Here is a 24,901-nt window from a genome sequence, read left to right as displayed (position 1 = left end):
TGCAGCCGGACAAGGGTTGCGTGGTTGGCACCTTGTTCACGTTCAAAAGAGGACGATTCGTCCACCCTGCTGCATGACGCAGTACCACCCCAGACACCCGCCTTCACGGCCAGGAGACGCCCCATGAAGATCCAGCTCATTGCCGCCAGCGCCATCGCTACCCTCGCCCTGGCTGGCTGTGCCACCTCGCCCGGCTACGGTGGCGGTGGTTACAACAACGGCTACAACAATGGCGGCTACGGCAACAACGGCGGTTACAACCAGGGCCGTTGCGCCGACTGTGGCATCGTCACCCGCATCAACACCGTGCCGTCGGGCCGCACTGCGCCGAGCGCAACCGGCGCCATCCTCGGCGGCATCGTCGGTGCCGTGGCCGGCCATGAGATCTCCGATCACACCGGCGGCAGCCGTGGCAACAAGAACATCGCTGCGGCCGCAGGTGCGGTCGGTGGTGCGCTGGCGGGCAATCAGATCCAGAAGAACGTCACCAGTGATACCTACGACATCAGCGTGCGCATGGATGATGGCCGCACCATCGTGGTCAACCAGCGCGACCTCGGCGGCATCCGCGAAAACACCTATGTGCGCGTGGTCAACGGCAAGGTCATCCTGCGCTGACCTGCACCGGGCCGACGGCAAAGAAAAAGGCCCGCTTGCGCGGGCCTTTTTCATGTGACGGCTTGCAGCGCGATCAGGTCGGCTGCACAGCGTCGGCCTGCAGGCCCTTCTGGCCCTGCACGACGGTGAAGGTGACCTTCTGGCCTTCCTTCAGGCTCTTGAAGCCCTGGGTCTGGATGGCACGGAAGTGCACGAACACGTCTTCGCCGTTTTCACGGCTGATGAAGCCGAAGCCCTTTGCATCGTTGAACCACTTGACGGTACCGGTCTCGCGATCAGACATCTCACTAACTCCCTGGTGACTCTCTCTTGTTGTAGGAAACGCCTGGTGGGCGGCTGACAAGCAAGGGGGAAGCGAGGTGCATCGATGCAGCGGATCGGGAAGATCTTGCTTCATCAGGCCACGATCCACGGTGACCTTGCCAAGCTCAGCGACTGCAACTTAACCCGCCCAAAACGAAAAAGCAACTGGCAAAATCTTTCACTGTCAACCCCAAAACGACCACCATACGGGACAGCATGGGACTCTCATTCATCTTATATCTGCTAGCGGTCATTTTTGTCCTTGTCGGCATCGCCGGAATCATCCTCCCGGCCCTGCCCGGCATCCCGCTGGTGTTCATCGGGCTGCTGCTGGCGGCCTGGGCTGACGGCTTCGCCCACGTCGGCTGGCCGACCCTGGTTGCGCTGGGGGTACTGACCCTGCTCTCGTTGCTGGTGGACGTGCTGGCCACCGTCGTGGGGGCGCAACGGGTCGGTGCCAGCCGCAAGGCGCTGTGGGGAACCTTCGTCGGCAGCATCGTCGGCCTGTTCTTCATGCCGATCGGCCTGTTCGCCGGCCCGTTGATCGGCGCTCTGCTGGGCGAGTACTGGCACACCCGCGAACTGGGGCGCTCGACCAAGGTTGGGCTGGCCACATGGCTTGGCATCCTGCTTGGCCTGGCGCTGAAGCTGGCGGTGGTGATCGCGATGCTGGGGCTGTTCGCCTTCGCCTGGTTCCTGTGACCTGCCTCTCCTTCACGCCACGCGCACGCGGTGGCCGTGCATAAACCGTGGGGGCTGGCCGTGATCCGGTGCAGCCGCCACACTGTGCGATTCCCGTATTCACCGAAGGGCCTGCTGCAATGACCCTGCCTCCGCTGCTTCCCCGCCTCGCGCCGCTGGCGCTGGCATTGGCCAGTGCGCCACTGGCCGCGCAGGAGTTCGCGCCCAGTGCCGAAGCCTCGCCGGCCGCGTGCGCGGCGATTACCACCGATGCTGCCCGCCTGGCCTGTTATGACCGCCAGTTCGGGCGTACCCCACAAGCCACCGCCGAGGCCGACGCTGCGGCCGAGGCGGCCGCGCAGGCCCGTCGCGAAGAACGCCAGACCGCACGCGTAAGCCAGGGGGAAGAGAAACTGCGCGAGCGGGTCAGTGATCTGTTCCGTCCAGCAGCCCCTGACAGCGCACTGGCCAATGCCGGCCGTGGCTCGCTGCTGGACAGCCGCTGGGAGCTGGCCGAGGACTCCAAGCTCGGCCCGTTCCAGCTGCGCGCCTACAAGCCGGTGTACCTGTTGCCGGCGTTCTGGACCAGCGACCGCAACACCACGCCGCACTCGCCGAACCCGGCCAACACGGTCACCACGCCGCAGGTGCTGGACAGCGCCGAACTGAAGTTCCAGATCAGCTTCAAGACCAAGATCGCCGAGAACCTGTTCGGCGACAACGGCGACATCTGGGCCGGCTATACCCAGAGCTCGCGCTGGCAGGCCTACAACGGCGAGGATTCGCGCCCGTTCCGCGAAACCAACTACGAGCCGGAAGTGATGATGGTGTTCCGCAACGGCTACTCGATCGGTGGCTGGCGCGGGCGCATGACCGGCATTGCGCTGAACCACCAGTCCAATGGCCGCGCCGACCCGCTGTCGCGCAGCTGGAACCGGGTGATGCTCAACATCGGCCTGGACCGCGAGAACTGGGCACTGGTGCTGCGCCCCTGGTACCGCATTCCCGAGACCCGAAGCGACGACAACAACCCGGACATCGAGGATTACATGGGCCGCGGTGATGCGACCCTGATCTGGAACCGCAACGGCCATGAAGTGTCGCTGATGGCGCGCCATTCGCTGCGCACCGGCAGCCGCTCGCACGGTGCCCTGCAGCTGGATTACGGCTTCCCGATCAGCAATCTGCTGCGCGGCCATGTACAGGTGTTCGACGGCTACGGCGAAAGCCTGATCGACTACAACCACAAGGCCACCTACGTGGGCGTGGGCGTGTCCCTGCTGGAGTGGTTCTGATGCACGTGACGATCTGGCACAACCCGGCCTGCAGCAACTCGCGCGGCGCATTGAAGCTGATACGTGATGCAGGCTTCGATCCACTGGTGATCGAGTACCTGGGCACTCCACCGGACGTGGCCACGCTGCGCCAGGTGCTGGCCGAATCCGGATTGAGCGCGCGTGATCTGGTGCGCAGCAAGGAAGCGCAGTTCGCCGAACTGGGACTGGAAGAGGCCGACGATGCCACCTTGCTGGCCGCGATGGCCGCACACCCGCGGCTGATCAACCGCCCCGTGGTGCGCACGCTCAAGGGCACCCGGCTGTGCCGTCCACCGGAAACGGTGCTGGAGATCCTGTAACCCGCACTGCTTTGGTAGAGCCGAGCCATGCTCGGCTGCATTCATGGACTGCACGCGAACAGCAGCCGAGCGTGGCTCGGCTACAGAACAGATTACCGCCAGTCGGTGATGCCTTCGCGGCGGTACACCTCGGCGAACGCCGGGCGCGCCTTCATCGACGAGGCATGCGCCTTCAGTACCGGCCAGGTGTCGCTGGGCCTGGGCATGTTGCGCGACCAGCGCATCAGCATCACCAGCATGTAATCGACCACGCGGGGCGTGGCGCCCAGCAGGTACGGACCATGTGACTGCAGGTGCGTGGCGACATGCTGCCAGGCCGCTTCAAGGCGCTGACGTGCCATCTCGCGGCTGGCCTCGACGTTCGCCTCGCCTGCCACCTCGTTCGGATAGAACCAGGCACGGTAGGCCGGCTGCAGCGTATTGGCGCACCAGAACATCCAGCGGTAGGCATCGGCGCGCTGCGGCGTGCCCAGTGCTGGCAGCAGGTTGGATTCCGGATGGCGATCGGCCAGGTACAAGGCGATCGCCGCCGCTTCGGTCAGTACCAGGCCATCGATCATCAACGTCGGCACCACACCGGCCGGATTCAGTGCCAGGTACTCCGCCGACTTGTGCTCGCGCGCGTCGAAATCCAGCAGCACCAGTTCGTGTTCGATGCCCAGCTCGATCAGCAGCCAGTGCACGACCAGGGCGGCGGTACTGGTCGAACCATACAGCGTGGTGCCCATGCGGAAGATCCTGTGCAGGTAGATCAGCCGATTATGCGCTTACGCGTGCGATCGTTGCTCAGCCGCAGCTGCTCATGCAGGAATCCCGGCGTTCGCCACAGGACATCATCGGCGCGCGCATCGTGCAGTCATGCGTCTTCAGTTCGCAGGCACGGCGCAGGTCCGGGTTGTCCACGTCCTTGCAGCGCTTGTCCGGCGCCGGCACCACCTGCTGCTCGCAATTGCTCTGGCGGCTGCCGAGGGAATCATTCTGCGCCATGCAGCTGCGATAGCCGGCCTGGCACTGCACGCGGCATTGCGCCGATGCGGGGAAGTCCGCGCCTTCGTACGACGCTGGGGTGCTGCAGCCGGCCAGGGCCAGCAGCACCCCTACCACGATGAATCGATGCAGGGCCATGGACACGTCCTGTGCGGTAGTGCGCCGACCGTAGCAGAGCAACAGCTACAGGAGCGTTAATCTTTCTGCCCACACAACAACGGCGCCACACGGCGCCGTTGCCTGGTCCGGGGTGGAATGCTTACTCCACCACCACCGGAATCTTGCCGATGCGGGCCTGCCATTCACGCGGGCCGGTCTTGTGCACCGATTCGCCGGCGGAATCCACCGCCACCGTCACCGGCATGTCCTGCACGGTGAACTCGTAGATCGCTTCCATGCCCAGGTCGGCGAAGCCGACGACCTTGGCCGCCTTGATCGCCTTGGACACCAGGTAGGCCGAACCGCCCACGGCCATCAGGTAGGCCGACTTGTGCTTCTTGATCGCCTCGATGGCGGCCGGGCCGCGCTCGGCCTTGCCGACCATGCCCAGCAGGCCGGTCTGTGCCAGCACCTGCTCGGTGAACTTGTCCATGCGGGTGGCGGTGGTCGGGCCGGCCGGGCCCACCACTTCGTCGCGCACCGGATCGACCGGGCCCACGTAGTAGATGAAACGACCCTTGAGGTCGACCGGCAGTTCCTCGCCCTTGTTGAGCATGTCGACCATGCGCTTGTGCGCGGCGTCGCGGCCGGTCAGCAGCTTGCCGTTGAGCAGCAGGGTCTGGCCCGGCTTCCAATTGGCCACGTCTTCGGGGGTGATCGTGTCCAGGTCCACGCGGGTGCCCTTGGACGCGTCATAGGTCAGCTTCGGCCAGTCTTCCAGCGACGGCGGGTCCAGCATCACCGGGCCGCTGCCATCCAGGGTGAAGTGCGCATGGCGGGTGGCCGCGCAGTTCGGGATCATCGCCACCGGCAGGTTCGCCGCGTGGGTCGGATAATCGTTGATCTTGATGTCGAGCACGGTGGTCAGGCCGCCCAGGCCCTGCGCGCCGATGCCCAGCGCGTTGACCTTCTCGTACAGCTCCAGGCGCAGCTCTTCGATGCGGTTGGACGCACCGCGGGCCTGCAGCTCGGTGATGTCGATCGGCTCCATCAGCGCTTCCTTGGCCAGCAGCATCGCCTTCTCGGCGGTGCCACCGATGCCGATGCCAAGCATGCCCGGCGGGCACCAGCCGGCGCCCATGGTCGGCACGGTCTTCAGCACCCAGTCGACGATGGAGTCGGACGGGTTGAGCATGGCGAACTTGGTCTTGGCTTCGGAACCACCGCCCTTGGCAGCGACGATGACGTCGACGGTGTTGCCCGGCACCACCTTGACGTTGACCACGCCCGGGGTGTTGTCCTTGGTGTTGATGCGCTTGCCGGCCGGATCGGCCAGCACCGAGGCGCGCAGCTTGTTGTCCGGGTGCATGTAGGCGCGGCGCACGCCTTCATTGGCCATGTCTTCCACGCCCATGGTGGCGTCGTCCCAACGCACGTCCATGCCGATTTCCAGGAACACGGTGACGATGCCGGTGTCCTGGCAGATCGGACGGTGGCCTTCGGCGCACATCCGCGAATTGATCAGGATCTGGGCCATCGCTTCCTTCGCGGCCGGCGACTCCTCGCGCTCGTAGGCGGCGGCGAGGTTCTTGATGTAGTCGACCGGGTGGTAGTACGAGATGTACTGCAGCGCGTCGGCGATGGACTGGATGAGGTCTTCCTGCTTGATCGATGTCACGGCTTGCTCGCTTGCTCGAGGCTGGCGGGGGTAATCCGCCCATTTTACCCCCTCCCCCGGCCGCAGGATCACAATCATGGGGTCGGATCCCCTGCACGGGGCTCTGACCCCATCCTCCCTGTCACGCTTGCCCCCTCTTCGGCGTCCTGGTCGACATGAACTCAGAAACCGCCTTCCAGATCCACCGCCCGCGCCTGATGGCGCTGGCCTACCGCCTGCTCGGCAGCCGCGCCGACGCCGAAGACGTGGTCCAGGACGCCTGGCTGCGCTGGTCCGGCGCCGATCCGGCCAGCGTGCGCGATCCGGAGGCCTGGCTGGTCACCACCACCACCCGGCTCGGCCTGGACCGGCTGCGCGCGGCCCAGCGCGAGCGCGTGCACTACGTCGGCCCGTGGCTGGCCGAGCCGCTGGCGGTCACCCTGGAGCCCGACCCGGCGCCCGGCCCGGCGCAGCTGCATGCGCTGGCCGACGATGTCTCGGTGGCTTTCCTGACCCTGCTCGAACAACTCGGCCCCGAAGAACGCGCCGCCTTCCTGCTGAAGGAGGCCTTCGACCACGACTATCGCGAGATTGCCGACCTGATCGGCCACAGCGAGGCCAACTGCCGGCAGCTGGTGCACCGTGCGCGGCAGCGCCTGCAGGCCGGACGACCGCGCTTCAACGCCGATGCCAGCCAGCACCGGCAGCTGCTGGCGCGCTTCATGGACGCCTCGCAGCGCGGCGACAGCGAGGCGATCCAGGCCCTGCTGCACACCAATGCGCTACTGGTGTCCGACGGCGGCGGCGTGGTCACCGCAGCGGTGCGCCCGCTGCTGGGCGCCGAGCGTATCGGCCGCCTGTTCTGGGCCATCGCCCGCCGCGGCGCGGCACATCCGGCGCAGTTGGGCTACGTCAACGGCGAGCCGGCGATTCTGCGTTTCATCGGCGACCGCCTGCACTCGGTCACCACCATCGAGGTGGTCGATGGCCGAATTGCCAATGTGTACAGCGTGCTGAATCCGGAAAAGCTGCCGCAGATTGTCACGAACGGGAACGGCGCGGCGTCCTTGTAGTGAAAGGCGGCCACCGTGGCCGCCGTGGAGCTGAAGATGTCCGACCATGCCTCTCCCCGCGTTCCCTACACCCGCCTGGCCGCCGATGCGTTCAAGGGCCTGCTGGCCACCAGCAAGGCGGTGCATGACAGCTCGATCGATCCAACCCTGATGGAACTGCTGTTCCTGCGTGTGTCACAGCTCAATGGCTGCGGCTACTGCATGGACATGCACGGCACCGCGCTGCGCAAGGGCGGGATCGAGCCGCGCAAGCTGGACACCCTGCCCGCGTGGCACGAAAGCCGCTTCTTCGATGCACGCGAACGTGCTGCACTGGGCTGGGCCGAGGCGCTGACCCGCTTGACCGACGGTGCGCCGTCGCAGGCGGCGTTCGACGCACTGGCACCGCATTTCGATGAAAAGGGCATCAGTGACCTGAGCATGGGCATTGCGGTGATCAATGCCTGGAACCGGCTGGGCGCGGGCCTGCTGCCGCCGCTGCCGTAAAAGGAGGGTCCGGCCGGGCTGCCGCCCGGCCCCCGCAGAGGCAACAGCCGAAACAACAGCAACGTCAGAAGCTGGTTTCCTGAGGGATGACGAGGTGGATCCGGTTACGGGAGACGCCGTAAACCCGTCCTTGGGGGCTTGGCAGCCGCATCCATGCGGCTGACACTCCCGCAACCGGACCCACCCCGCCCTCGACAGACTTCTACTGCTGTTGGTAGGTGTCGACCTTGGTCGACACGGTAGATCCACGCCATGCGTGGATGCAGGAGGGCCGGATCCCTTCGCTTCGCAAAGGGATCTGACCCCGATGCCGGCCACACGGCTGCACTGACCCCATCTGCACGTATCAGGCGCGCACAATACGCGCATGCCTGCTACCCCCACCGCTGCCGCTGCCGCTGCCGCCGCGAAGAAACCCAGCCTGCGCCAGCGCTTCAGGGCGATGCGCAACCTGCCACCGTTCCTGCGCATGGTCTGGCAGACCAGCCCCGCGCTTACCCTGGCCAGCCTGGGGCTGCGCCTGATCCGTGCGCTGCTGCCGGTGGCGATGCTCTACGTCGGCAAGCTGATCATCGACAGCGCGCTGCACCTGAGCCAGCACGATGCGGGCTTCCCGCCGCTGGGCGAGGCACTGTCCAGCGGCGTGCTCAATCCGCTGCTTGGCCTGCTGGCGCTGGAGTTCGGCCTGGCCATCGCCTCGGACCTGCTGGGCCGCCTGGTCAGCTACGCCGATGCCCTGCTCTCGGAGCTGTTCGCCAACGTCACCAGCATCCGGCTGATGGAGCACGCGGCGACGCTGGATCTGGAGGACTTCGAAGACCCGGACCTGCAGGACAAGCTGGACCGTGCGCGGCGCCAGACCATGGGCCGGATGAACCTGATGAGCCAGCTGTTCGGCCAGGTGCAGGACGCGATCACCGTGGCCAGCCTTGCCGTCGGCCTGCTGGTCTACGCGCCGTGGCTGATCCTGCTGCTGGCGCTGGCACTGGTGCCGGCCTTCATCGGCGAATCGCACTTCAACGCGGCCGGCTACAGCCTCAACTTCCAGTGGACGCCCGAGCGCCGCCAGCTCGACTACCTGCGCCAGCTCGGCGCCAGCGTGGAAACAGCCAAGGAAGTAAAGATCTACAACCTGCACCGTTTCCTGGTGGAGCGTTACCGGCGGCTGTCGGTGGCGCTGTTCCAGGCCAACCGTGCACTGGCCCGGCGCCGCGCGTTCTGGGGCACGCTGCTGGCCGCGCTGGGCACGCTGGGCTACTACACCGCCTACGCCTACATCGCCTGGCGCACGGTGCGCGGCGATTTCTCGATCGGCGACCTGACCTTCCTTGCTGGCAGCTTCCTGCGCCTGCGCCAGCTGCTGGAAGGCCTGCTGATCGGCTTTTCGCAGGTGGCCAGCCAGGCGCTGTACCTGGATGACCTGTTCTCGTTCTTCCAGATCGAGCCGGAAATCCACTCGCGCGAAGGGGCCGTTCGCGTGCCGCAGCCGATCCAGCAGGGCTTCGTGTTCGAGAATGTCGGTTTCCGTTACCCGGATGCCGAGCAATGGGCGGTGCGCCACCTCGATTTCCAGCTGCAGGCCGGCGAAGTGCTGGCCCTGGTCGGCGAGAACGGAGCGGGCAAGACCACCCTGGTGAAACTGCTGGCGCGGCTGTACGAACCGGACGAGGGCCGCATCCTGCTCGATGGCCGCGACCTGCGCGACTACGACCTGGACGACCTGCGCGCCAACCTCGGGGTGATCTTCCAGGACTTCGTGCGCTACAACCTCAGCGCCGGCGAGAACATCGGCGTCGGCCAGGTCGAGGCGATGGACGACCAGGCACGCATCACCGACGCCGCGCGGCGTGGCATGGCCGAGGAAGTGATCGATGCCCTGCCCGGCGGCTACGACCAGCTGATCGGCCGCCGCTTCAAGCAGGGCGTGGACCTGTCCGGCGGCCAATGGCAGAAGATCGCCATCGCCCGCGCCTGGATGCGCAATGCGCAGGTAATGATCCTGGATGAGCCAACAGCAGCGCTGGATGCGCGTAGTGAGTTCGAGGTGTTCCAGCGGTTCAGGGAGCTGGCGGATAATCGTACGGCAGTGTTGATTTCCCACCGTTTCTCTTCGGTACGCATGGCCGATCGCATCCTGGTGCTGGCCGATGGCCGGATCGAGGCCAGCGGCACCCACGAACAGCTGATGGCCCAGGGAGGGCGGTACGCCGAGCTGTTCGAGCTGCAGGCAGCGGGTTACCGCTGAGAACGCCTCTCGTTCCGCCTAATGAGAACCTGTCTCATTTGAGATAGAATCACCCCCGACGACTTTCGATAGATACGCCCATGTCCTCCGCTTTCGGCGCCGAAACGGTGCTTGAGGTCCGCCACTGGACCGACGCCTACTTCAGCTTCACCCTCACCCGCGACAGCGGCTTCCGCTTCGAGAACGGCCAGTTCGTGATGATTGGCCTGGAAACCGAGGCGCGGCCGCTGCTGCGCGCCTATTCCATTGCCAGCGCCAACTGGGAAGAGCACCTGGAGTTCTTCAGCATCAAGGTGCAGGACGGCCCGCTGACCTCGCGCCTGCAGCACATCAAGCCGGGCGACAAGGTGCTGGTCGGCAAGAAGCCCACCGGCACCCTGCTGATCAGCGACCTGCACCCGGGCAAGAACCTGTACCTGCTGGGCACCGGCACCGGCATGGCACCGTGGCTGTCGGTGATCAAGGACCCGGAAACCTACGAGCGCTTCGAGAAGGTGATCCTGTGCCACGGCGTGCGCTACGAAAAGGACCTGGCCTACCGCGATTACTTCGAGAAGGAACTGCGCGAGCATGAGTTCCTGGGCGAGATGATCGGCGACAAGCTGCTGTACTACCCGGCGGTCACCCGTGAGCCGTTCGCCAACCAGGGCCGCCTGACCCAGCTGATGGAGAGCGGCGAGATGCAGCGCACCCTCGGCCTGCCGGAGCTGAGCCCGGAAAACGACCGCGCGATGATCTGCGGCAGCCCGCAGATGCTGGCCGACCTGCGCAGCGTGCTTGATGCGCGCGGCTTCCAGGTCTCGCCGCGCATCGGCCAGCCGGGCCACTACGTGTTCGAGCGCGCGTTCGTCGAGAAATGATCCAAAAAGGGGACGGAGGGGATTAAGTCGTTTGTGGCACAAACGACTTAATCCCCTCCGTCTCCTTTTTGGCACGACCTCACAGCAGCGCTTCGATCTCGTCGCGCAGCTGCTCTGGCTTGGTGGTGGGCGCATGCCGCGACACCACCCGCCCCTGGCGATCGACCAGGAACTTGCTGAAATTCCACTTGATGCGGGCGCTGCCAAGCAGGCCGCGCTTCTCGCGTGACAGCCAGGCCCACAACGGATCAGCCCCCTCGCCGTTGACCTCGATCTTCTCCGACAGCGGGAAGCTGACCGGATAATCCAGCGAACAGAACTGGCGGATCTGCGTGGCGTCACCGGGCTCCTGCGCACCGAACTGGTTGCACGGGAAGCCGATCACCACCAGGCCACGCTCGCGATACTCCTGCCACAGCTGCTCCAGCCCGGTGTACTGCGGGGTGAAGCCGCACTTGCTGGCCACGTTGACCAGCACCAGCGCCTTGCCGCGGTACTGCTCCAAGGCCTGCGGCTGGCCGTCCAGGTCGTTGAAGCTGAAATCGTAGGCGGTGGTCATGGAGGTGGCCCGGGGAGATGATACCGGCATGGTACCGGGGTAGCCACGTACCCGGCAGCCACCCATGGGGTGGCTCTACCGCCGTCGGCATTGCCAGCATGCCTTTTGACACAAGTGCGGGCGCGGCCAGCCGGGTTACCCTCGGGCCCTTGTTTGCCTTACCGGAGTTCCTACCTTGACCACTCGCCTTGCCCTTGCCGTGGCCATGTCCCTCGGCCTTGCCCTGCCCGCCTTCTCGGCCGGCGCCGCCACCCCGGCTGCCAGCACCAATGCCCAGCAGGCCAATCCGTTCTTCGCCGAAAGCCCGCTGCCGCTGCACTTCCCGCAGTTCGACAAGATCAAGGACAGCGACTTCGCCCCGGCCTTCGACGCCGGCATGGCGCAGCAGCTGAAGGAAGTGGAAGCGATCGCCAACAACAAGGCCAAGCCGACCTTCGACAACACCATCATCGCCCTCGAAAAGAGCGGTGACATCCTCGACCGCGCAACCACCGTGTTCTTCAGCCTGGTCGGTGCCGACACCAACGACACCCGCAAGAAGCTGCAGGCCGACTACTCGGCGAAGTTCGCCGCGCACAGCGATGCGATCGCGCTGAACGGCAAGCTGTTCGCGCGCATCCAGGCACTGTATGACACCCGCAGCCAGCTGGGCCTGGACGCGGAAGGCGTGCGCCTGGTCGAGAAGTACTACGACAACTACGTGCGCGCAGGCGCCAAGCTGTCCGAGGCCGACAAGGCCAAGCTGAAGGAGATGAACGCCGAGCTGGCCAACCTGGGTACCAGGTTCAGCCAGAACGTGCAGTCGGAAGTGAACGCTTCGGCGATCACCGTCGACGACGTCAAGGAACTGGACGGCCTGTCCAAGGAGCAGATCGCCGCCGCCGCCGAAGCCGCCAAGGCCCGCGGCCAGGACGGCAAGTATGTGATTACCCTGCTCAACACCACCGGCCAGCCGCCGCTGACCAACCTGGCCAACCGCGCCCTGCGCCAGAAGATCTACGAAGCGTCGGTCAGCCGTGGCAGCCGCGGCGGTGAGTTCGACAACACCGCGCTGGTCTCGCGCATCATGCAGCTGCGTGCCGACAAGGCCAAGCTGATGGGCTTCCCGAACTTCGCCGCCTACAACCTGACCAACCAGACCGCCAAGACCCCGGAAGCGGTCAACGCGATGCTGGGCAAGCTGGCCCCGGCCGCCGTGGCCAACGCCAAGCGCGAAGCCGCCGACCTGCAGGCGATGATCGACAAGGAACAGAAGGCCGCGCGCAAGCCGACCTTCCAGCTGGAACCGTGGGACTGGGCCTTCTACAGCGAGAAGGTGCGCCAGGCAAAGTACAACTTCGACGAGTCGCAGCTGAAGCCGTACTTCGAAATGAAGAACGTGCTGGAGAACGGCGTGTTCTACGCCGCGGGCCAGGAATTCGGCCTGACCTTCAAGCAGCGCACCGACCTGCCGGTCTACCACGATGACGTCACCGTCTACGACGTGTTCGACGCCGACGGCAGCCAGCTGGCGATCTTCATCTTCGACCCGTATGCACGCGCCTCCAAGCGCGGTGGTGCGTGGATGAACTCCTACGTCTCGCAGTCCAAGCTGACCGGCTTCAAGCCGGTGGTCGCCAACCACCTGAACATCCCGAAGCCGCCGGCCGGCCAGCCGACCCTGCTGACCTGGGATGAGGTGAACACCACCTTCCACGAGTTCGGTCACGCCCTGCACGGCATGTTCTCCAACGTGAAGTACCCGTACTTCTCGGGCACCTCGGTGCCGCGTGACTTCGTCGAATTCCCCTCGCAGGTCAACGAGATGTGGTCGGACAACCCGGTCATCCTGAAGAACTACGCCAAGCACTACCAGAATGGTTCGGCGATGCCGCAGGCACTGCTGGACAAGGTGCTGGCGGCGGCCAAGTTCAACCAGGGCTTCGCTACCACCGAGTACCTGGGTGCAGCCATGCTTGATCAGCGCTGGCACCAGATCGGCGCCGACCAGGTGCCGGCTGCCAAGGACGTGATGGCCTTCGAGCGCGCTGCGCTGGAGAAGGACGGCATCTACTACGCGCCGGTTCCGCCGCGCTACAAGACCCCGTACTTCAGCCACATCATGGGCGGCTACTCGGCCGGCTACTACGCCTACATCTGGTCGGAAGTGCTCGACGCCAACACCCAGAAGTGGTTCAAGGACAACGGTGGCCTGAGCCGCAAGAACGGCGACCACTTCCGTGCCACCCTGCTGTCCAAGGGCGGCAGCGTGGATGCCATGCAGCTGTTCCGCGATTTCGCCGGCCATGAGCCGCAGATCGAACCGCTGCTGGAAAAGCGTGGCCTGACCGGCGCCGGCAACTGATCGCCCGCGCGATAGCCTGAAACGAAAACCGCCCGGGAGACCGGGCGGTTTTTTTTCGTTGGGCCATCCACGCATGGCGTGGATCTACTGGTGGGTGCCGACCGTTGGTCGGCACGATCCATTCGCGCCACGAACCCCGGCATCATCGATCCACACATGACGCACTCCAGTAGATCCACGCCATGCGTGGATGATCCTCCAGATCAACGCGGCGCCACATACCCACCCGACACGCCTTCCGGCGACAGCACCAGCTGCCACAACTGCGCATGCCGGGTGCGGAAGGTCGCCATCGACCCGGCCAGGTAGAAACGCCACATGCGGCGGAAATGCTCGTCGTAACCCGCGTCCAGCCGTGGCCACGCCGCTTCCACGTTGCGCCGCCAGGCTTGCAGGGTCAGGTCGTAGTCGGTGCCGAAGTTGTGCCAATCCTCCAGCACGAAACGTCCTTCGAATGCCTTGCTGATCTGCACCGCCGACGGCAGCATCGAATTGGGGAAGATGTAGCGCGCGATCCAGGGATCGGTGCGATGCCGCGAGATGTTGGTGCCGATGGTGTGCAGCAGCAGCAACCCGCGCGGCGACAGGCAGCGCCGGGCCACCTCGAAGAAACTCGCGTAGTTCTTGTCGCCGACATGCTCGAACATGCCGATCGAGAAGATCGCATCGAACGGCTCATCCAGTTCGCGATAGTCCTGCAGGCGGATCTCGATCGGCAGGCCCGCGCACAGTTCACGCGCGAACCCGGCCTGCTCCTGCGAAATCGTCACGCCGACACCGCTGACACCGTAGCGTTCGGCGGCAAACTTCAGTGCTTCGCCCCAACCACAACCGATGTCCAGCACGCGCTGGCCCGGGCGCAGGCCCAGCTTGCGGCAGACCAGGTCCAGTTTGGCTTCCTGCGCTGCATCCAGATCACCGGCATTGCGCCAGTAGCCGCAGCTGTACACCAGCCGCTGGCCGAGCATTGCTTGGTAGAGATCATTGCCGAGGTCATAGTGGCGGCGACCGACTTCGTAGCTGCCCTGCCCCACCTGCAGGTTGAACAGGCGCGCCTTCAGCGCATCGGCCACTTCGCGCCAGCCGTGCACCCGTTCGTCCAGGTGCGCCTGCATCAGGTGGACAAGGAATTCATCGAGGACGTTGGCATCCCACCAACCCTCCATGTAGCTCTCGCCGAGACCCAGCGAACCGTGGCCCATGACCCGCGCGAAGAAGCGCGGGTCATGCACCTGGATGTCCTGTGGCTGGGTACCGCCGAGGCGGACCCCGGCTTCCTGCAGCAGGCCGGCGACCCGCTCCTGCAACCCTGTATCCACGCCACCTCCTCGACTGCGGTCAACCGCGTGCGAACAGCTCCACGTAGTCCTTGGCCACGTGCGGCAACAACACCGCCGCCGGAACATCGGCGGTCTGGGTGCCGTCCGAGTATGGACCCACCTGGTACGGCGGGAAAACAAAGCGCAGCGCGGTGACCTGCCCCTTGTCGTCGGTCAGCGGCTGGAACTGGCTGAAATTGTCGGCCTGCGGGCCGGTACCGTCGGCGATCATGCGCGATGCGTTGCGCAGCGATTCCTGCAGCTGGGCCGGGTCCATGTCCTCGCCACTGAGGCGGGTGGCCACGCGTTCGCGCAGCTGGTCGGCGACGAAATCACTGATCGCCTTCCAGCCCTTCGCATCGGCCACCAGCTTGTCGGCACTGAGCATCTGCTGCTGCACCGGCAGCCATACGAAGCGCGCGACCAGCGGTTCACCGTGGGCGCCACCGGTGTAACGGCTGCCATCGGCACTGACTACCACCAGCTGCGGTGTTTCCAGCAGTTTCTCGAAACTCAGCGACAGCTCGTAAGGCATGGTCGGCTTGTCGTTGCCAAGCCCGTCCAGCGCCTGCTGCAGGTCGCTGCGCGCGCTGGTGGCATAGTCCTGCAGCGCGCGCGCCAGGCCCGGGTAACGGTCGATGCCGGCCGGGTAGCTGATGCCCACCACTTCGCGCTCGTTGTTCTCGATCACATCGCGCAGGTCCAGCGGCGCTTCCGTGGCCGGCGTTTCGCCTGCGGCGGTGGCCTCGGCGGCGGGGGCCGCGTCGGTCGCCGGTGCCGGCTCGCTTTCACGCTGGCAACCGGCCAGCAACAGCACGCCCACCACGCCGGCCAGCACGCTGCCGTGCAATGGCCGGTTGTTTCCAATCTTCATCGGGATCCCCTGTTCATGTTTGTACATCATCGCCTGCCATGGCTGAAGCGTGGCCCGCTGGCATTCAGCCAACGAGCAGGTCGTGGTACTCCTCATGCCGCTGCAGGAAGGCCTCTGCGTAGGAACACGCCGGCACCACCTTGTACTTCTGCTCACGGGCAAAACGCAGCGCCACACGGGTCAGCTCACCGGCGATGCCACGGCCGGCGATCGGCTCGGGGACCTCGGTATGCGTGATGACCATGCGCCTGCGCTTGATCTGGTAATCCAGCACCGCCAGCTGTCCGCGCACACGGGCGGTGAAGCGATGGTTGGCCAGGTCGTGTTCGACCTCGTAGGCCAGACCGGGGGGCGTGACCGAAGCCATGGAACTGTCTCCTGCGGCGACTGCGTGGATGGTGCGCAGCCGGGCGACATGATCGCGTGAAGCCTGAACAGGGGCAAGTCCGATCCATTCACGTCAGATTGCGACCCTCAAGCTGGAGCGCTGGCGGCCGCTATCGCCTGTGGAGGGGTACAGCCAGGCTGGCACGACCCTTGCGACCGTTGATCATGCGCACCACCGCGGAGGCTCCGATGCACCCCAGCGATTCCCATTCAGATACCGACCGCGCCCTGCTGGAGGGCCTGCTGCAACTGGCGGTGGAAGGGCAGACCCAGGACCAGGATTTCCAGCGCATCGGCGAAGAAGTGTTCGCCCGCCTGCTGGATACCTACGGCCAGCAGCCCACGCTCTGAAACAGCCGGGGCGGATCGGTACCGATCCGCCCCGTCGCCTGTTTCAACCGCCGCCGAGGCGGAAGGTCGGGTTGGAAAGCTCGCGCAGGAAGTGGTTGAAGATGCTCGGCTGCATGGCCAGCATGAAGATCACGCCGAACGCTGCACCGGCCAGGTGCGCGCTGTGGTTGATGCGATCACCACCGCGCTTGTCCATCCAGATGCTGTAGCCCACGTAGAACGCGGCATAGACAATCGCAGGCGCCGGGATGAAGAACACCAGGATGATCGACCACGGCTTGATCAGGATGAAGGCGAACAGCACCGCCGACACCGCCCCGGACGCACCCAGGCTGAGGTAGTTCGGGTTCTTCTGGTTCTTCAGGTAGCTGGGCAGGATCGAGACCAGCAGCGCACCGATGTAGAACGCCGGGTAGGTCAGGTAGCTGCCGGTCAGCTGCACCATAACGCTCTCGATGAATCCCCCGAAGAAGAACAGGGTGATCATGTTGAAGATCAGGTGCGACCAGTCGGCGTGGATGAAGCCATAGGTCACCAGCCGGTCGTACTGGCGGTGACGGTCGATGGCCGGCGGCCACAGGATCAGGCGATCGGCCAGCTTGCGGTTGTTGAACGCCATCCACGACAGGATGGCGGTGATGGCGATCAACAGCAGATTGACGGGGGTCATGTCAGGCTCAGGCGCTACGGTAGTTGTCGACCATACGATAGCGTTTCGCATACCAACCGAAGGCCAACGCCGCGACGAAGGCGAAACCGGCGAAGAAGAACATCAGGAATGCCGCTTCGCTCAGGCCCGTACTGGCGATCTTGTGGGTCACCGCGTCGTTGCGCACGGCAGCGTTGGACAGCAGCACCCACAGGTTGCCGATGGTGGTGGTCAGGTTCCAGAAGCTCATCACCACGCCCTTCATCGCCTGCGGCGCCTGGCTGTAGGCGAACTCCAGGCCGGTGGCCGAGACCAGTACCTCACCGAAGGTCAGCAGCGCGTACGGCAGCATCTGCCAGAAGATCGACATGGCGTTGCCGCCGTCCATCACCACCTGGATGCCGCCTACCACGATCCAGGCCAGGCCGCTGAAGGCGATGCCGGCGGTCATCCGGCGCAGCGCGGTCGGCTCGAAGCCGAAGCGGCGCAGGGCCGGGTACAGCACCAGGTTGTTGAACGGAATCAGGATCATCACCAGCAGCGGGTTCAATGCCTGCATCTGCGAGGCGGTGAACCAGCTCGGCATCTGCATCTGCTGGCCCTGCAGGACCCAGGTCGAGGCCTTCTGGTCGAACAGCGAGAAGAACGGCGTGGTCAGCGCGAAGATCACCAGTACGCGCAGCACCGAGCGCACACCTTCCACGGCTTCGGCCGGATGCTGGCCACGGGCGCGATCGAGCTGCAGCCAGGTGCCACCGCCGATGCCCGCCAGGATCGACACCAGCGCCAGGCACAGGCAGATGACGATGCCCAGCGAGCCGACCAGGCCGAACGAGGCCACTGCCAGCACCAGGCCGAGCGCGGCGATCACCAGGCCCGGACGGCCCTGGCCTGCCACGCGCGCGGTCAGCGCGGTACGCACCACGTTGGCGAACGAATGCGGATCCTTCGGCGGCAGCGGCACCAGCACGTAGCGCTTGCGGCCCAGCCAGAACACGAAGGTGGCCACGAACATCAGGATGCCAGGAATACCGAACGCCCACTGTGGGCCCCAGTTCTTCAGCGCCAGCGGGATCAGCAGCGAGGCGAACAGCGAGCCGAAGTTGATGATCCAGTAAAAGGCGTCGAAAACGATCTTGGCCAGGTGCTTGTTGCTCTGGTCGAACTGGTCGCCCATGAACGAGGCCACCAGCGGCTTGATGCCACCGGCACCGAGCGCGATCAGGCCCAGGCCGAGGAAGAAGCCCTCGCGGCTGTTCTCGAACAACGCCAGGCACAGGTGGCCGGCGCAGTAGACCAGGCTGAACCAGAGGATGGTGTGGTACTTGCCAAAGAACCTGTCGGCCAGCCAGCCACCGAGCAGCGGGAAGAAGTACACGCCGATCATGAAGCTGTGCATGATGTCCTTGGCTTCACCGGCACGGCCCTCTGCAGTGATTTCCTGCAGCAGCAGCGAGGTGATCAGGAACTGCACCAGGATGTTGCGCATCCCGTAGAAACTGAACCGCTCGCAGGCCTCATTGCCGATGATGTACGGGATCTGGCGCGGCATCTTTCCCTGGCCGGCGATGGGGGCAACTGCGTCGTGGCTCATCCTGTAAGGCAATCCTGCAAAGCGAAAGGCGCAAGGTTACCGGAAGCAGGGCTTGCGAAGCACGCTGCAGGGCTGCATGACAACGGTGCCAATCCATGGCAGGCAGTGTTGGCCGTGCCGGAAGTCACGGCACCTGCACGACAAAAGCGTAAACTTATCGTTATGCGCCCCCTCGCCTACGCCCGTCTCCTGCTCAGTTGCCTAGTGCTGCTGATGGCGCTGCAGGCACAGGCGCGGCCACAGGCACCGACCACGACGGCCAGCGAAAGCGAGCCCCGCCAGCTGACCGTGGCCGCGCTGGAGCTGCCCAGCCGCGATGATGCGCAGTGGAAGTTGCGCCGCGAGCAGGTCGCACAGTTGCTGACCGATCTGCAGCCAGACGTGATCTCGGTGCAGCAGGTGCTGCAGCAGCAGGGCCGCAACCCGGCCTGCTGGCTGGCCAGCCGACTGCGCTACAGCTGCGACTTCGTTACCGCCGACCCGCCCAGCCAGCCGTTGCGGCATGGCAACGCGATGCTGACCCGGCTGCCGGTCAGCGAGGACGGCGTGACCCTGCTGCACCCACCCGGCACCTTCAGCGCCGCCGGCATGATGCGGCTGAAGCTGGGCGAGGCACTGGTCAACATCTATGTGGCACGGCTGCGCCCGGACCCGGACGAGGCCACCGCCCGCCAGCATCAGACCAGCGACCTGATGACCTGGATCGGCGCCACCGCCGAGGGCATGCCCAGCCTGATCGCCGGCGATTTCTCCGCCAACACCGTGGAACTGGTACGCAGTACCCCTGGCTTCCAGCCGGCCCGGCGCAATCCTGGCGGTCGCCCGGAGCCGCCTGCGGCCAGCGGCGGTGGCGCCAGTGGTCACGGCCTGGACGTGCTGTTCCAGGTCAAGCACTTCGGCGGTATCCGCCAGCAGCCGATCCTGCTGCCGGCCGACGGCGACCTGCCCGGCCTGCGCCTGGGCGTGATGGCCACGCTGCGGTTGCAGGGTGTGCCGGCTACAACCGAATAAGTAGTGCCGGCCGCTGGCCGGCACTACCAATGCGGAAAACAAAAAGGCCGGGGTTGCCCCCGGCCTTTTCTGTTCATCCAGTGACGCGGATCAGGCGATCGCTTCCTGGTAACGGCGCTCGACTTCGTTCCAGTCGATGACGTTGAAGAACGCGCCGATGTATTCCGGACGGCGGTTCTGGTACTTCAGGTAGTACGCGTGTTCCCACACGTCCAGGCCGAGGATGGGGGTGTTGCCTTCCATCAGCGGGCTGTCCTGGTTGCCGGTGCTCTCGACCACGACCTTCTTGTCCGGGGTCACGCTCAGCCACGCCCAGCCGCTGCCGAAACGGGTCAGCGCTGCCTTGGTGAAGGCGTCCTTGAACTTGTCGAAGCCGCCCAGGTCCTTGTCGATGGCCTTGGCCACGTCGCCCACCGGGTTGCCGCCCGCATTCGGAGCCATCACGGTCCAGAACAGCGAGTGGTTGGCATGGCCGCCACCGTTGTTGCGCACCGGGCCCTGCAGGTTCTCCGGCAGCGACTTGAGCTTCTTCACCAGCTCTTCGACCGGCAGGTCAGCGTACTCGGTGCCTTCCAGCGCCGCGTTGACGTTGTTGATGTAGGTCTGGTGATGCTTGGTGTGATGGATTTCCATCGTCGCCGCATCGATATGCGGTTCCAGCGCGTCGTAGGCGTAGGACAGCTTGGGCAGGGTGTAGGCCATGATGCATCTCCTGATTGCGAGGGCACCCGACGGTGTCGGGCGTTGCGCGGTGAATGATGGGGACAGACCACCAGATTACCAAGGGGGATGTAAAGGAAATTGCGTCCTGCCAGTGAGCACGACGGCAATTGTTACGCACCGGTGACGCACCACGCTCCTCATGCACCGTGCAGCGCAGGAGCGCTACAGTGCCTGCCACCACCTCTGCCCGCCCCCTGCCCATGCGCAACCCCCGGCTGCTGCTCACCGCCATCGCCCTGCTGCTGCTCGGCCTGGTCGTCAACCATTTCATGCAGCGTCCACCGGCGCCGCAGTTCGCACCGGACCTGCAGGGCACACCCGCCGCGCGTGCGTCGGCCGCACCCGGTGCAGGCAATGACCACGGCCTGCCCGCCTTCCTGCCCGCCGAAGCCCGGCAGACGATCGCCCTGATCCAGCGCGGCGGGCCGTTCCCGCACCGCCAGGACGGCAGCACCTTCGGCAACCGCGAACAGCAGCTGCCGCAGCGCCCGCGTGGCTACTACCGCGAATACACCGTGGACACCCCCGGCGCACGCACCCGTGGCGCGCGCCGCATCGTCACCGGCGGTGATCCGGCCGAGGCGTGGTACTACACCGACGACCACTACGAATCATTCCGCAGCTTCACCGTACCGGCCCAGGGAGCGCAGTGATGAGCCATGACGATTTCGGCCTCGGCCTGCATGACATCAACAACGCTGGCGTCTACGCCATCGACAGCGACGACATCAGCGCATTGGCCGCCGCGATGCGCGATGCCGGGCTGAAGGTGATCCGCATCGATCTGGAAAGCGTGGCCGACAAGCGCACCCTGCTGGCGCGGCTGGCGGCGCAGCTGGATTTTCCGGCGGGCTTCGGCGGCAACTGGGATGCGCTGTCGGACAACCTGCGAGACCTGCAATGGCTGCCGGCCAACGGCTACGCGCTGTTCCTGGCCGACGTGGATGCACTGCGTGCCGCCACCCAGAAGGACTTCGACACCCTGCTGGATGTGATGGATGAAGCCAGCCGCGACTGGGTCGGCCGCGATGTGCCGTTCTGGGTGTTCCTGTCGCAGAGCGCGTGAGGTCGCTGCCCTGGTGGATGCCGACCCAGGTCGGCATGCGCTGGTGCCTTGGTAGATGCCGACCTTGGTCGGCGCTTTTGTGCCAACCAAGGTTGGCACCTACCCAAGCGCGAGCCGGCCAGCGTGGGGCGCGCGCCTTGCCTAGCGGCTGCCGTTATCTTCCTGCAGCTCTTTCTTGAACGGAATGTCCGGCGGCGGCCGTGCCACGGCCGGCTGGTCCTGCATGTTCGGATTGGTGAGGCCACAGCCACCACCGGCCTGCAGGATCGAGATCACACAGGAGATCTTCGTACCGGTGCCCGGCAACGGAATCTCCATCGACTTGATGCCCTTGCGCACCCATTCGGCCAGCAGTGATTCCTGCGGCACCCAGTACTTGTCGAACGAGGTCGGCGTGTAGTCGTACGGCGGCCGCTTCAACCAGGTGCCGGACTGCGCGATGCGCTCCTTGCTCCAGCCATCGTTGGCGCCGCCGGGGGCACCACGCTCGGCGTGCCCGTCACCCTCCTGCCCCGGCACGCGCACACTGCCATCGGCATTGAACAGGCCATTGCCCTTGCCGGCGGCACTGGCCTGGCTTGCGCCCTTGTTGACGCCGTCGTGGTTGCGGCTCGACGCGCCCCAGTCGTCGCCCTTGGCGGGCGTAGCCCAGTTGCCCGGGTTGGGAGCCGGACGCGCGCCGGCCTGGGCCGGTGTCGTGCTGGAGGCGGAAGGCCGTGGCGTGCTGCTGTTGGCCTGGCTCGCACTGCTGCTGGCCGCAGGCGTCGCCGTCGCCTCTGGCGCGCTGCCGCTGGACGTTGAAGAAGCCGCCGCAGGTGCCAACGCGACTTCGCGCTCCCGCACCTGCAGGTCACGGCCCGCCGGCGCACGCACGGTCGGCTCACGCCCGGCCACGGCAGCCATCCGTACCTGCGGATCGACCACGGCCTGCACTTCGCGCTCGCGCACCTGCACGTCGCGCTGCGGCACACGGACCTGTACATCGGCCGTGCGCAGCGGCTGCGACACCGTCGGTGCATCGACCGTACTGACTTCGCGCTCCTGCACCGGGATGTCACGCAACTGCGGCGTCCGCACCGCGATCTCCGGCGCACGCAGTGCGGTTCGGGTTGGCGGCGCCTGCACCGGCTGCACGCTGCGCTCGCGCACCGCGGGTGTGGTGTCACGCGGCACGATGCTGACCTCGGTGCGCGGCACGCTGACCGGCGGCACCACGAAATCCGTACTGGCCTCAGCTACTTCGGTGGCCTGCACCGGTGACGGTGGCGGTGCCGCGACCGGCGCCGGCTCGGATTCGGCGGGCGGCAGTGGCACGCTGGCCGTTGCAGCCGGAGCGGGAGCGGGAGCGGATGCAGCTGCCGACGCGGACGCCGGACGCGGCTCAGGCGCCGTTGCGGTCCCTGCGTTCTGGCCAGCTGCAACCTGGCCCGGCGGTGCAGCCGCCGCGTCGGCACCTGGCTGATCGCCGCCGCCCTCCTGGGTGGCGCGACCGACGAACTCCACCTGCACGCGCTCGCCCTCGGCACCTTCTTCTTCCGGTGCCGTGGTGCGGATCACTGCCACCCATAGCAGCAGCATGAAGAACAGCAGATGCAGCAGCGCACTGGCCAATGCCGAGATCCAGCGCATCCAGCGCTGGTCGCGCGGCGCAGCATCCCAGTCCTGCCAGAACAGACGGCGCAGCGCTTGCCAGGGCGACAACGGGGGCAACTGCCCGGGCGGACCTGGCAGCGGACGCGGCAGCAGCACCGCGATCAACTCGCTGGCGTGCAGCGGCCGCGGCAACGGACCGAGCGAGCGCAGCCACAACGCCCAGCCATACGGCAGGCGCGTGGTTTTCTCGAGGACGGCCCTGGGCTGCTGGCGGGCCAGCAGCAGGTCGATGAATTGCTCGGCCCGGGTCAGAGGCACGCGTCAGCGGTCAGGCGGCGTTGCCGCGAGGGATGTACGGCGCGTGGCCACTGTCGTGGTCGGTTGCGTCGCGCACGGCGGTCACGCCCGGCACGCGGCCCATCAGGGTCTTTTCAATGCCCTGCTTGAGGGTCACGTCGGCCATGCCGCAGCCCTGGCAGCCACCACCGAAGCGCAGCAGCACCACGCCTTCGGCCGAGACTTCCTGCACGGCCACCTTGCCGCCATGCGAGGCCAGCTGCGGATTGATTTCGTTCTCCACCACCCAGTGCACGCGCTCGACCAGCGAGGCGGCATCGCCGGGTGCTTCGCCCTTGATGCGCGGCGCCTTGATGGTCAGCTGCTGGGTACCGGCACTGCCGGCGACGATGTCGATCTCGGCGCCATCGAGCCAGCCGACGCTGCTGGCGTCGACATACAGGGTGAAGCCATCGCAGTCCACCGCCCACTCGTCACCGAGCAGGTCGGCCGGCTCGGCGAACTCCAGCCGGGCGTCGGCGCGCGGAGTGCCAGGATCGACCGCACTGAGGCGCACGCCCATGCCGGGCACGCCCTCGCGTTCGATCAGCTTGCGGAAATGGGTCTGGGCAGTGTCGGAGATCTGGATCATCAGGCTATTCTAGCCAAGTAAGCGTCAGCCGCTCATTCGGTTTATACACCGTCCGGCGCATTGTTCAGTCAACACGAGGTGGAGATTCCCATGGCCGACCTGATTCCACTGGCCCAGGCCCGTTGCGTGCCGCGCAAAGGCAGCGACCACAAGCTCGGCGAGGCCCGCCTGGCCGAACTGTTGCCGCAGATTCCCGGCTGGGAGCTGAGCGAGGGCGGACAGGCCCTGACGCGCACCTTCCGCTTCAAGGATTACTACGCCACCATGGCCTTCGTGAACGCGCTGGCCTGGGTTGCCCACCACGAGGACCACCATCCGGACCTGGGCGTGCACTACGACCGCGCGGTCGTGCGCTTTTCCACCCACGACGTGGGCGGCCTGAGCGAGAACGACTTCATCTGCGCTGCAAAGACTTCGGCCCTGACGGAGCAACTGCCATGAACGTACGTTTGCTGAGCCTGTCCCTGATCGCTGCGACCAGCCTGGCCGGCTGCGGCACGTCGGAACCGCCGGCACCACCGCCGCCGCCGCCGACCGAAGTGGCCGCGGTGAAGACGCCGCCGCCGCAGTACCCGCTCGAACTGGCCTGCATGGGTGTAGGCGGCACCAGCACCTTCAAGGTGACCATCGGCACCGACGGCAAGCCGAGCGAGGTTGCGCTGCTCACCGGCGCCGGCAACCCGCAGCTGGACGAACTGGCCAAGACCGCCGTGCAGGGCTGGCAGTTCAATGCCGCCACCCGCAACGGCCAGCCGGTACCGGCCACCATCCAGGTGCCGGTCAGCTTCAACCCGCCGCAGCCGAAGCCGGACCAGTGCTTCGCCATCGAAGAACGCCTGCGCCGCGGCGGCTGATCGC

General features: G+C 66.0%; 28 protein-coding genes. 15 read left to right on the top strand and 13 right to left on the bottom strand.

Annotation, left to right across the window (positions count from 1 at the left end):
• The first annotated feature begins 123 nt into the window (after nt 1–123).
• Complete coding sequence (locus tag AC5P57_RS09895; RefSeq protein ID WP_005410289.1) at nt 124–618, top strand: glycine zipper 2TM domain-containing protein; 495 nt, start codon at nt 124–126, stop codon at nt 616–618.
• A gap of 73 nt (nt 619–691) precedes the next feature.
• Here the strand turns inward: AC5P57_RS09895 and AC5P57_RS09890 are convergent, their stop codons facing one another.
• A complete protein-coding gene (locus tag AC5P57_RS09890; protein ID WP_005410290.1) occupies nt 692–901 on the bottom strand; it encodes a cold-shock protein in 210 nt (69 codons plus the stop codon).
• 236 nt (nt 902–1,137) lie between these two features.
• Between AC5P57_RS09890 and AC5P57_RS09885 the strand changes: the two genes are divergently transcribed.
• From AC5P57_RS09885 to arsC, 3 genes are all read left to right on the top strand, one after another.
• Nucleotides 1,138–1,623, top strand: a complete 486-nt coding sequence (locus tag AC5P57_RS09885; protein WP_049429424.1) for a DUF456 domain-containing protein — start codon at nt 1,138–1,140, stop codon at nt 1,621–1,623.
• 119 nt (nt 1,624–1,742) lie between these two features.
• Entirely contained in the window at nt 1,743–2,897 is a 1,155-nt protein-coding gene (locus AC5P57_RS09880; protein ID WP_142806357.1) for a phospholipase A, read from the top strand.
• The gene (gene arsC / locus AC5P57_RS09875; RefSeq protein ID WP_099551810.1) at nt 2,897–3,238 is read left to right on the top strand and encodes an arsenate reductase (glutaredoxin); all 342 of its coding nucleotides are present in this window, start codon (nt 2,897–2,899) and stop codon (nt 3,236–3,238) included. The genes AC5P57_RS09880 and arsC overlap by 1 nt, the downstream gene beginning before the upstream one ends.
• Before the next feature lie 92 nt (nt 3,239–3,330).
• On the opposite strand, the gene AC5P57_RS09870 is transcribed toward arsC, so the two are convergent.
• The 3 genes from AC5P57_RS09870 to AC5P57_RS09860 form a co-directional block, all read right to left on the bottom strand.
• On the bottom strand, nt 3,331–3,966 hold the full coding sequence (locus AC5P57_RS09870) for a glutathione S-transferase family protein (RefSeq protein WP_262234844.1): 636 nt from the start codon (nt 3,964–3,966) through the stop codon (nt 3,331–3,333).
• 58 nt (nt 3,967–4,024) lie between these two features.
• Nucleotides 4,025–4,363, bottom strand: coding sequence for a hypothetical protein (locus AC5P57_RS09865; RefSeq protein WP_099551812.1), 339 nt, complete (start codon nt 4,361–4,363; stop codon nt 4,025–4,027).
• A 121-nt stretch (nt 4,364–4,484) separates the two neighbouring features.
• Nucleotides 4,485–6,002: a fumarate hydratase gene (locus AC5P57_RS09860; protein ID WP_142806360.1), complete on the bottom strand. Its 1,518-nt coding sequence runs from the start codon at nt 6,000–6,002 to the stop codon at nt 4,485–4,487.
• A 155-nt stretch (nt 6,003–6,157) separates the two neighbouring features.
• On the opposite strand from AC5P57_RS09860, the gene AC5P57_RS09855 reads away from it, so the two are divergent.
• The 4 genes from AC5P57_RS09855 to AC5P57_RS09840 all read left to right on the top strand — a co-directional run bounded on the left by AC5P57_RS09855 (nt 6,158) and on the right by AC5P57_RS09840 (nt 10,645).
• A complete protein-coding gene (locus tag AC5P57_RS09855) occupies nt 6,158–7,054 on the top strand; it encodes an RNA polymerase sigma-70 factor (RefSeq protein ID WP_262234843.1) in 897 nt (298 codons plus the stop codon).
• Nucleotides 7,055–7,090: 36 nt separating this feature from the next.
• Nucleotides 7,091–7,540 (top strand): carboxymuconolactone decarboxylase family protein, encoded by a 450-nt coding sequence (locus AC5P57_RS09850; protein ID WP_108765615.1) that lies wholly within the window; start codon nt 7,091–7,093, stop codon nt 7,538–7,540.
• Between the two features lie 367 nt (nt 7,541–7,907).
• Complete coding sequence (locus AC5P57_RS09845) at nt 7,908–9,785, top strand: ABC transporter ATP-binding protein (protein WP_262234839.1); 1,878 nt, start codon at nt 7,908–7,910, stop codon at nt 9,783–9,785.
• Between the two features lie 80 nt (nt 9,786–9,865).
• On the top strand, nt 9,866–10,645 hold the full coding sequence (locus tag AC5P57_RS09840; protein ID WP_046984352.1) for a ferredoxin--NADP reductase: 780 nt from the start codon (nt 9,866–9,868) through the stop codon (nt 10,643–10,645).
• A gap of 79 nt (nt 10,646–10,724) precedes the next feature.
• Here AC5P57_RS09840 and AC5P57_RS09835 read toward each other — a convergent pair whose 3' ends face one another.
• Nucleotides 10,725–11,204 carry a glutathione peroxidase gene (locus tag AC5P57_RS09835; RefSeq protein WP_142806364.1) on the bottom strand — a complete coding sequence of 160 codons (480 nt, stop codon included), beginning with the start codon at nt 11,202–11,204 and terminating at the stop codon, nt 10,725–10,727.
• 175 nt (nt 11,205–11,379) lie between these two features.
• On the opposite strand from AC5P57_RS09835, the gene AC5P57_RS09830 reads away from it, so the two are divergent.
• Entirely contained in the window at nt 11,380–13,548 is a 2,169-nt protein-coding gene (locus AC5P57_RS09830; RefSeq protein ID WP_099551816.1) for a M3 family metallopeptidase, read from the top strand.
• 203 nt (nt 13,549–13,751) lie between these two features.
• Here the strand turns inward: AC5P57_RS09830 and cfa are convergent, their stop codons facing one another.
• The 3 genes from cfa to AC5P57_RS09815 are packed head-to-tail and all read right to left on the bottom strand — an operon-like array spanning nt 13,752 to nt 16,108.
• Nucleotides 13,752–14,867, bottom strand: coding sequence for a cyclopropane fatty acyl phospholipid synthase (gene cfa / locus AC5P57_RS09825; RefSeq protein WP_142806365.1), 1,116 nt, complete (start codon nt 14,865–14,867; stop codon nt 13,752–13,754).
• Nucleotides 14,868–14,886: 19 nt separating this feature from the next.
• Nucleotides 14,887–15,768 carry a DUF3298 and DUF4163 domain-containing protein gene (locus AC5P57_RS09820; RefSeq protein WP_262234836.1) on the bottom strand — a complete coding sequence of 294 codons (882 nt, stop codon included), beginning with the start codon at nt 15,766–15,768 and terminating at the stop codon, nt 14,887–14,889.
• 37 nt (nt 15,769–15,805) lie between these two features.
• Nucleotides 15,806–16,108 (bottom strand): GNAT family N-acetyltransferase, encoded by a 303-nt coding sequence (locus AC5P57_RS09815; protein WP_006455911.1) that lies wholly within the window; start codon nt 16,106–16,108, stop codon nt 15,806–15,808.
• A gap of 209 nt (nt 16,109–16,317) precedes the next feature.
• Between AC5P57_RS09815 and AC5P57_RS09810 the strand changes: the two genes are divergently transcribed.
• Nucleotides 16,318–16,479 carry a hypothetical protein gene (locus tag AC5P57_RS09810; RefSeq protein ID WP_165929939.1) on the top strand — a complete coding sequence of 54 codons (162 nt, stop codon included), beginning with the start codon at nt 16,318–16,320 and terminating at the stop codon, nt 16,477–16,479.
• Between the two features lie 43 nt (nt 16,480–16,522).
• Here AC5P57_RS09810 and AC5P57_RS09805 read toward each other — a convergent pair whose 3' ends face one another.
• Both AC5P57_RS09805 and AC5P57_RS09800 read right to left on the bottom strand, forming a co-directional pair.
• On the bottom strand, nt 16,523–17,149 hold the full coding sequence (locus AC5P57_RS09805) for a rhomboid family intramembrane serine protease (RefSeq protein WP_057500143.1): 627 nt from the start codon (nt 17,147–17,149) through the stop codon (nt 16,523–16,525).
• A 7-nt stretch (nt 17,150–17,156) separates the two neighbouring features.
• Nucleotides 17,157–18,722 carry a POT-type proton-dependent oligopeptide transporter gene (locus AC5P57_RS09800; RefSeq protein WP_142806367.1) on the bottom strand — a complete coding sequence of 522 codons (1,566 nt, stop codon included), beginning with the start codon at nt 18,720–18,722 and terminating at the stop codon, nt 17,157–17,159.
• Nucleotides 18,723–18,884: 162 nt separating this feature from the next.
• On the opposite strand from AC5P57_RS09800, the gene AC5P57_RS09795 reads away from it, so the two are divergent.
• Nucleotides 18,885–19,733, top strand: a complete 849-nt coding sequence (locus AC5P57_RS09795; RefSeq protein WP_262234834.1) for an endonuclease/exonuclease/phosphatase family protein — start codon at nt 18,885–18,887, stop codon at nt 19,731–19,733.
• A gap of 90 nt (nt 19,734–19,823) precedes the next feature.
• On the opposite strand, the gene AC5P57_RS09790 is transcribed toward AC5P57_RS09795, so the two are convergent.
• Complete coding sequence (locus AC5P57_RS09790) at nt 19,824–20,435, bottom strand: superoxide dismutase (protein ID WP_005410310.1); 612 nt, start codon at nt 20,433–20,435, stop codon at nt 19,824–19,826.
• Between the two features lie 221 nt (nt 20,436–20,656).
• Here AC5P57_RS09790 and AC5P57_RS09785 point away from each other — a divergent pair, with 221 nt between their 5' ends.
• Nucleotides 20,657–21,109 carry a guanyl-specific ribonuclease gene (locus AC5P57_RS09785; protein WP_142808067.1) on the top strand — a complete coding sequence of 151 codons (453 nt, stop codon included), beginning with the start codon at nt 20,657–20,659 and terminating at the stop codon, nt 21,107–21,109.
• Entirely contained in the window at nt 21,109–21,522 is a 414-nt protein-coding gene (locus tag AC5P57_RS09780; RefSeq protein ID WP_142806369.1) for a barstar family protein, read from the top strand. Before AC5P57_RS09785 ends, AC5P57_RS09780 begins: the two co-directional genes overlap by 1 nt.
• Before the next feature lie 141 nt (nt 21,523–21,663).
• On the opposite strand, the gene AC5P57_RS09775 is transcribed toward AC5P57_RS09780, so the two are convergent.
• Complete coding sequence (locus AC5P57_RS09775) at nt 21,664–23,433, bottom strand: hypothetical protein (protein ID WP_495219559.1); 1,770 nt, start codon at nt 23,431–23,433, stop codon at nt 21,664–21,666.
• A gap of 10 nt (nt 23,434–23,443) precedes the next feature.
• Nucleotides 23,444–24,043 (bottom strand): NfuA family Fe-S biogenesis protein, encoded by a 600-nt coding sequence (locus tag AC5P57_RS09770; RefSeq protein WP_049429107.1) that lies wholly within the window; start codon nt 24,041–24,043, stop codon nt 23,444–23,446.
• A 90-nt stretch (nt 24,044–24,133) separates the two neighbouring features.
• Here AC5P57_RS09770 and AC5P57_RS09765 point away from each other — a divergent pair, with 90 nt between their 5' ends.
• Together AC5P57_RS09765 and AC5P57_RS09760 are read left to right on the top strand one after the other, a co-directional pair.
• Nucleotides 24,134–24,484 (top strand): 4a-hydroxytetrahydrobiopterin dehydratase, encoded by a 351-nt coding sequence (locus AC5P57_RS09765; RefSeq protein ID WP_099551824.1) that lies wholly within the window; start codon nt 24,134–24,136, stop codon nt 24,482–24,484.
• Nucleotides 24,481–24,897, top strand: coding sequence for an energy transducer TonB (locus AC5P57_RS09760; RefSeq protein ID WP_262234832.1), 417 nt, complete (start codon nt 24,481–24,483; stop codon nt 24,895–24,897). Before AC5P57_RS09765 ends, AC5P57_RS09760 begins: the two co-directional genes overlap by 4 nt.
• The last annotated feature ends 4 nt before the right edge of the window (nt 24,898–24,901 follow it).

The sequence above is a fragment of the Stenotrophomonas sp. YJH_SMC_79 genome (assembly GCF_059367995.1).
This window is presented reverse-complemented; position numbering and strand designations above follow the sequence as displayed.

Bases quoted from the DNA above. Each gene is read 5' to 3' on its own strand.
- AC5P57_RS09895 (WP_005410289.1), top strand. From the start codon at position 124: ATGAAGATCCAGCTCATTGCCGCCAGCGCCATCGCTACCCTCGCCCTG.
- AC5P57_RS09890 (WP_005410290.1), bottom strand. From the start codon at position 901: ATGTCTGATCGCGAGACCGGTACCGTCAAGTGGTTCAACGATGCAAAG.
- AC5P57_RS09885 (WP_049429424.1), top strand. From the start codon at position 1,138: ATGGGACTCTCATTCATCTTATATCTGCTAGCGGTCATTTTTGTCCTT.
- AC5P57_RS09880 (WP_142806357.1), top strand. From the start codon at position 1,743: ATGACCCTGCCTCCGCTGCTTCCCCGCCTCGCGCCGCTGGCGCTGGCA.
- arsC (WP_099551810.1), top strand. From the start codon at position 2,897: ATGCACGTGACGATCTGGCACAACCCGGCCTGCAGCAACTCGCGCGGC.
- AC5P57_RS09870 (WP_262234844.1), bottom strand. From the start codon at position 3,966: ATGGGCACCACGCTGTATGGTTCGACCAGTACCGCCGCCCTGGTCGTG.
- AC5P57_RS09865 (WP_099551812.1), bottom strand. From the start codon at position 4,363: ATGGCCCTGCATCGATTCATCGTGGTAGGGGTGCTGCTGGCCCTGGCC.
- AC5P57_RS09855 (WP_262234843.1), top strand. From the start codon at position 6,158: ATGAACTCAGAAACCGCCTTCCAGATCCACCGCCCGCGCCTGATGGCG.
- AC5P57_RS09850 (WP_108765615.1), top strand. From the start codon at position 7,091: ATGTCCGACCATGCCTCTCCCCGCGTTCCCTACACCCGCCTGGCCGCC.
- AC5P57_RS09845 (WP_262234839.1), top strand. From the start codon at position 7,908: ATGCCTGCTACCCCCACCGCTGCCGCTGCCGCTGCCGCCGCGAAGAAA.
- AC5P57_RS09840 (WP_046984352.1), top strand. From the start codon at position 9,866: ATGTCCTCCGCTTTCGGCGCCGAAACGGTGCTTGAGGTCCGCCACTGG.
- AC5P57_RS09835 (WP_142806364.1), bottom strand. From the start codon at position 11,204: ATGACCACCGCCTACGATTTCAGCTTCAACGACCTGGACGGCCAGCCG.
- AC5P57_RS09820 (WP_262234836.1), bottom strand. From the start codon at position 15,768: ATGTACAAACATGAACAGGGGATCCCGATGAAGATTGGAAACAACCGG.
- AC5P57_RS09815 (WP_006455911.1), bottom strand. From the start codon at position 16,108: ATGGCTTCGGTCACGCCCCCCGGTCTGGCCTACGAGGTCGAACACGAC.
- AC5P57_RS09810 (WP_165929939.1), top strand. From the start codon at position 16,318: ATGCACCCCAGCGATTCCCATTCAGATACCGACCGCGCCCTGCTGGAG.
- AC5P57_RS09805 (WP_057500143.1), bottom strand. From the start codon at position 17,149: ATGACCCCCGTCAATCTGCTGTTGATCGCCATCACCGCCATCCTGTCG.
- AC5P57_RS09800 (WP_142806367.1), bottom strand. From the start codon at position 18,722: ATGAGCCACGACGCAGTTGCCCCCATCGCCGGCCAGGGAAAGATGCCG.
- AC5P57_RS09795 (WP_262234834.1), top strand. From the start codon at position 18,885: ATGCGCCCCCTCGCCTACGCCCGTCTCCTGCTCAGTTGCCTAGTGCTG.
- AC5P57_RS09790 (WP_005410310.1), bottom strand. From the start codon at position 20,435: ATGGCCTACACCCTGCCCAAGCTGTCCTACGCCTACGACGCGCTGGAA.
- AC5P57_RS09785 (WP_142808067.1), top strand. From the start codon at position 20,657: ATGCGCAACCCCCGGCTGCTGCTCACCGCCATCGCCCTGCTGCTGCTC.
- AC5P57_RS09780 (WP_142806369.1), top strand. From the start codon at position 21,109: ATGAGCCATGACGATTTCGGCCTCGGCCTGCATGACATCAACAACGCT.
- AC5P57_RS09770 (WP_049429107.1), bottom strand. From the start codon at position 24,043: ATGATCCAGATCTCCGACACTGCCCAGACCCATTTCCGCAAGCTGATC.
- AC5P57_RS09765 (WP_099551824.1), top strand. From the start codon at position 24,134: ATGGCCGACCTGATTCCACTGGCCCAGGCCCGTTGCGTGCCGCGCAAA.
- AC5P57_RS09760 (WP_262234832.1), top strand. From the start codon at position 24,481: ATGAACGTACGTTTGCTGAGCCTGTCCCTGATCGCTGCGACCAGCCTG.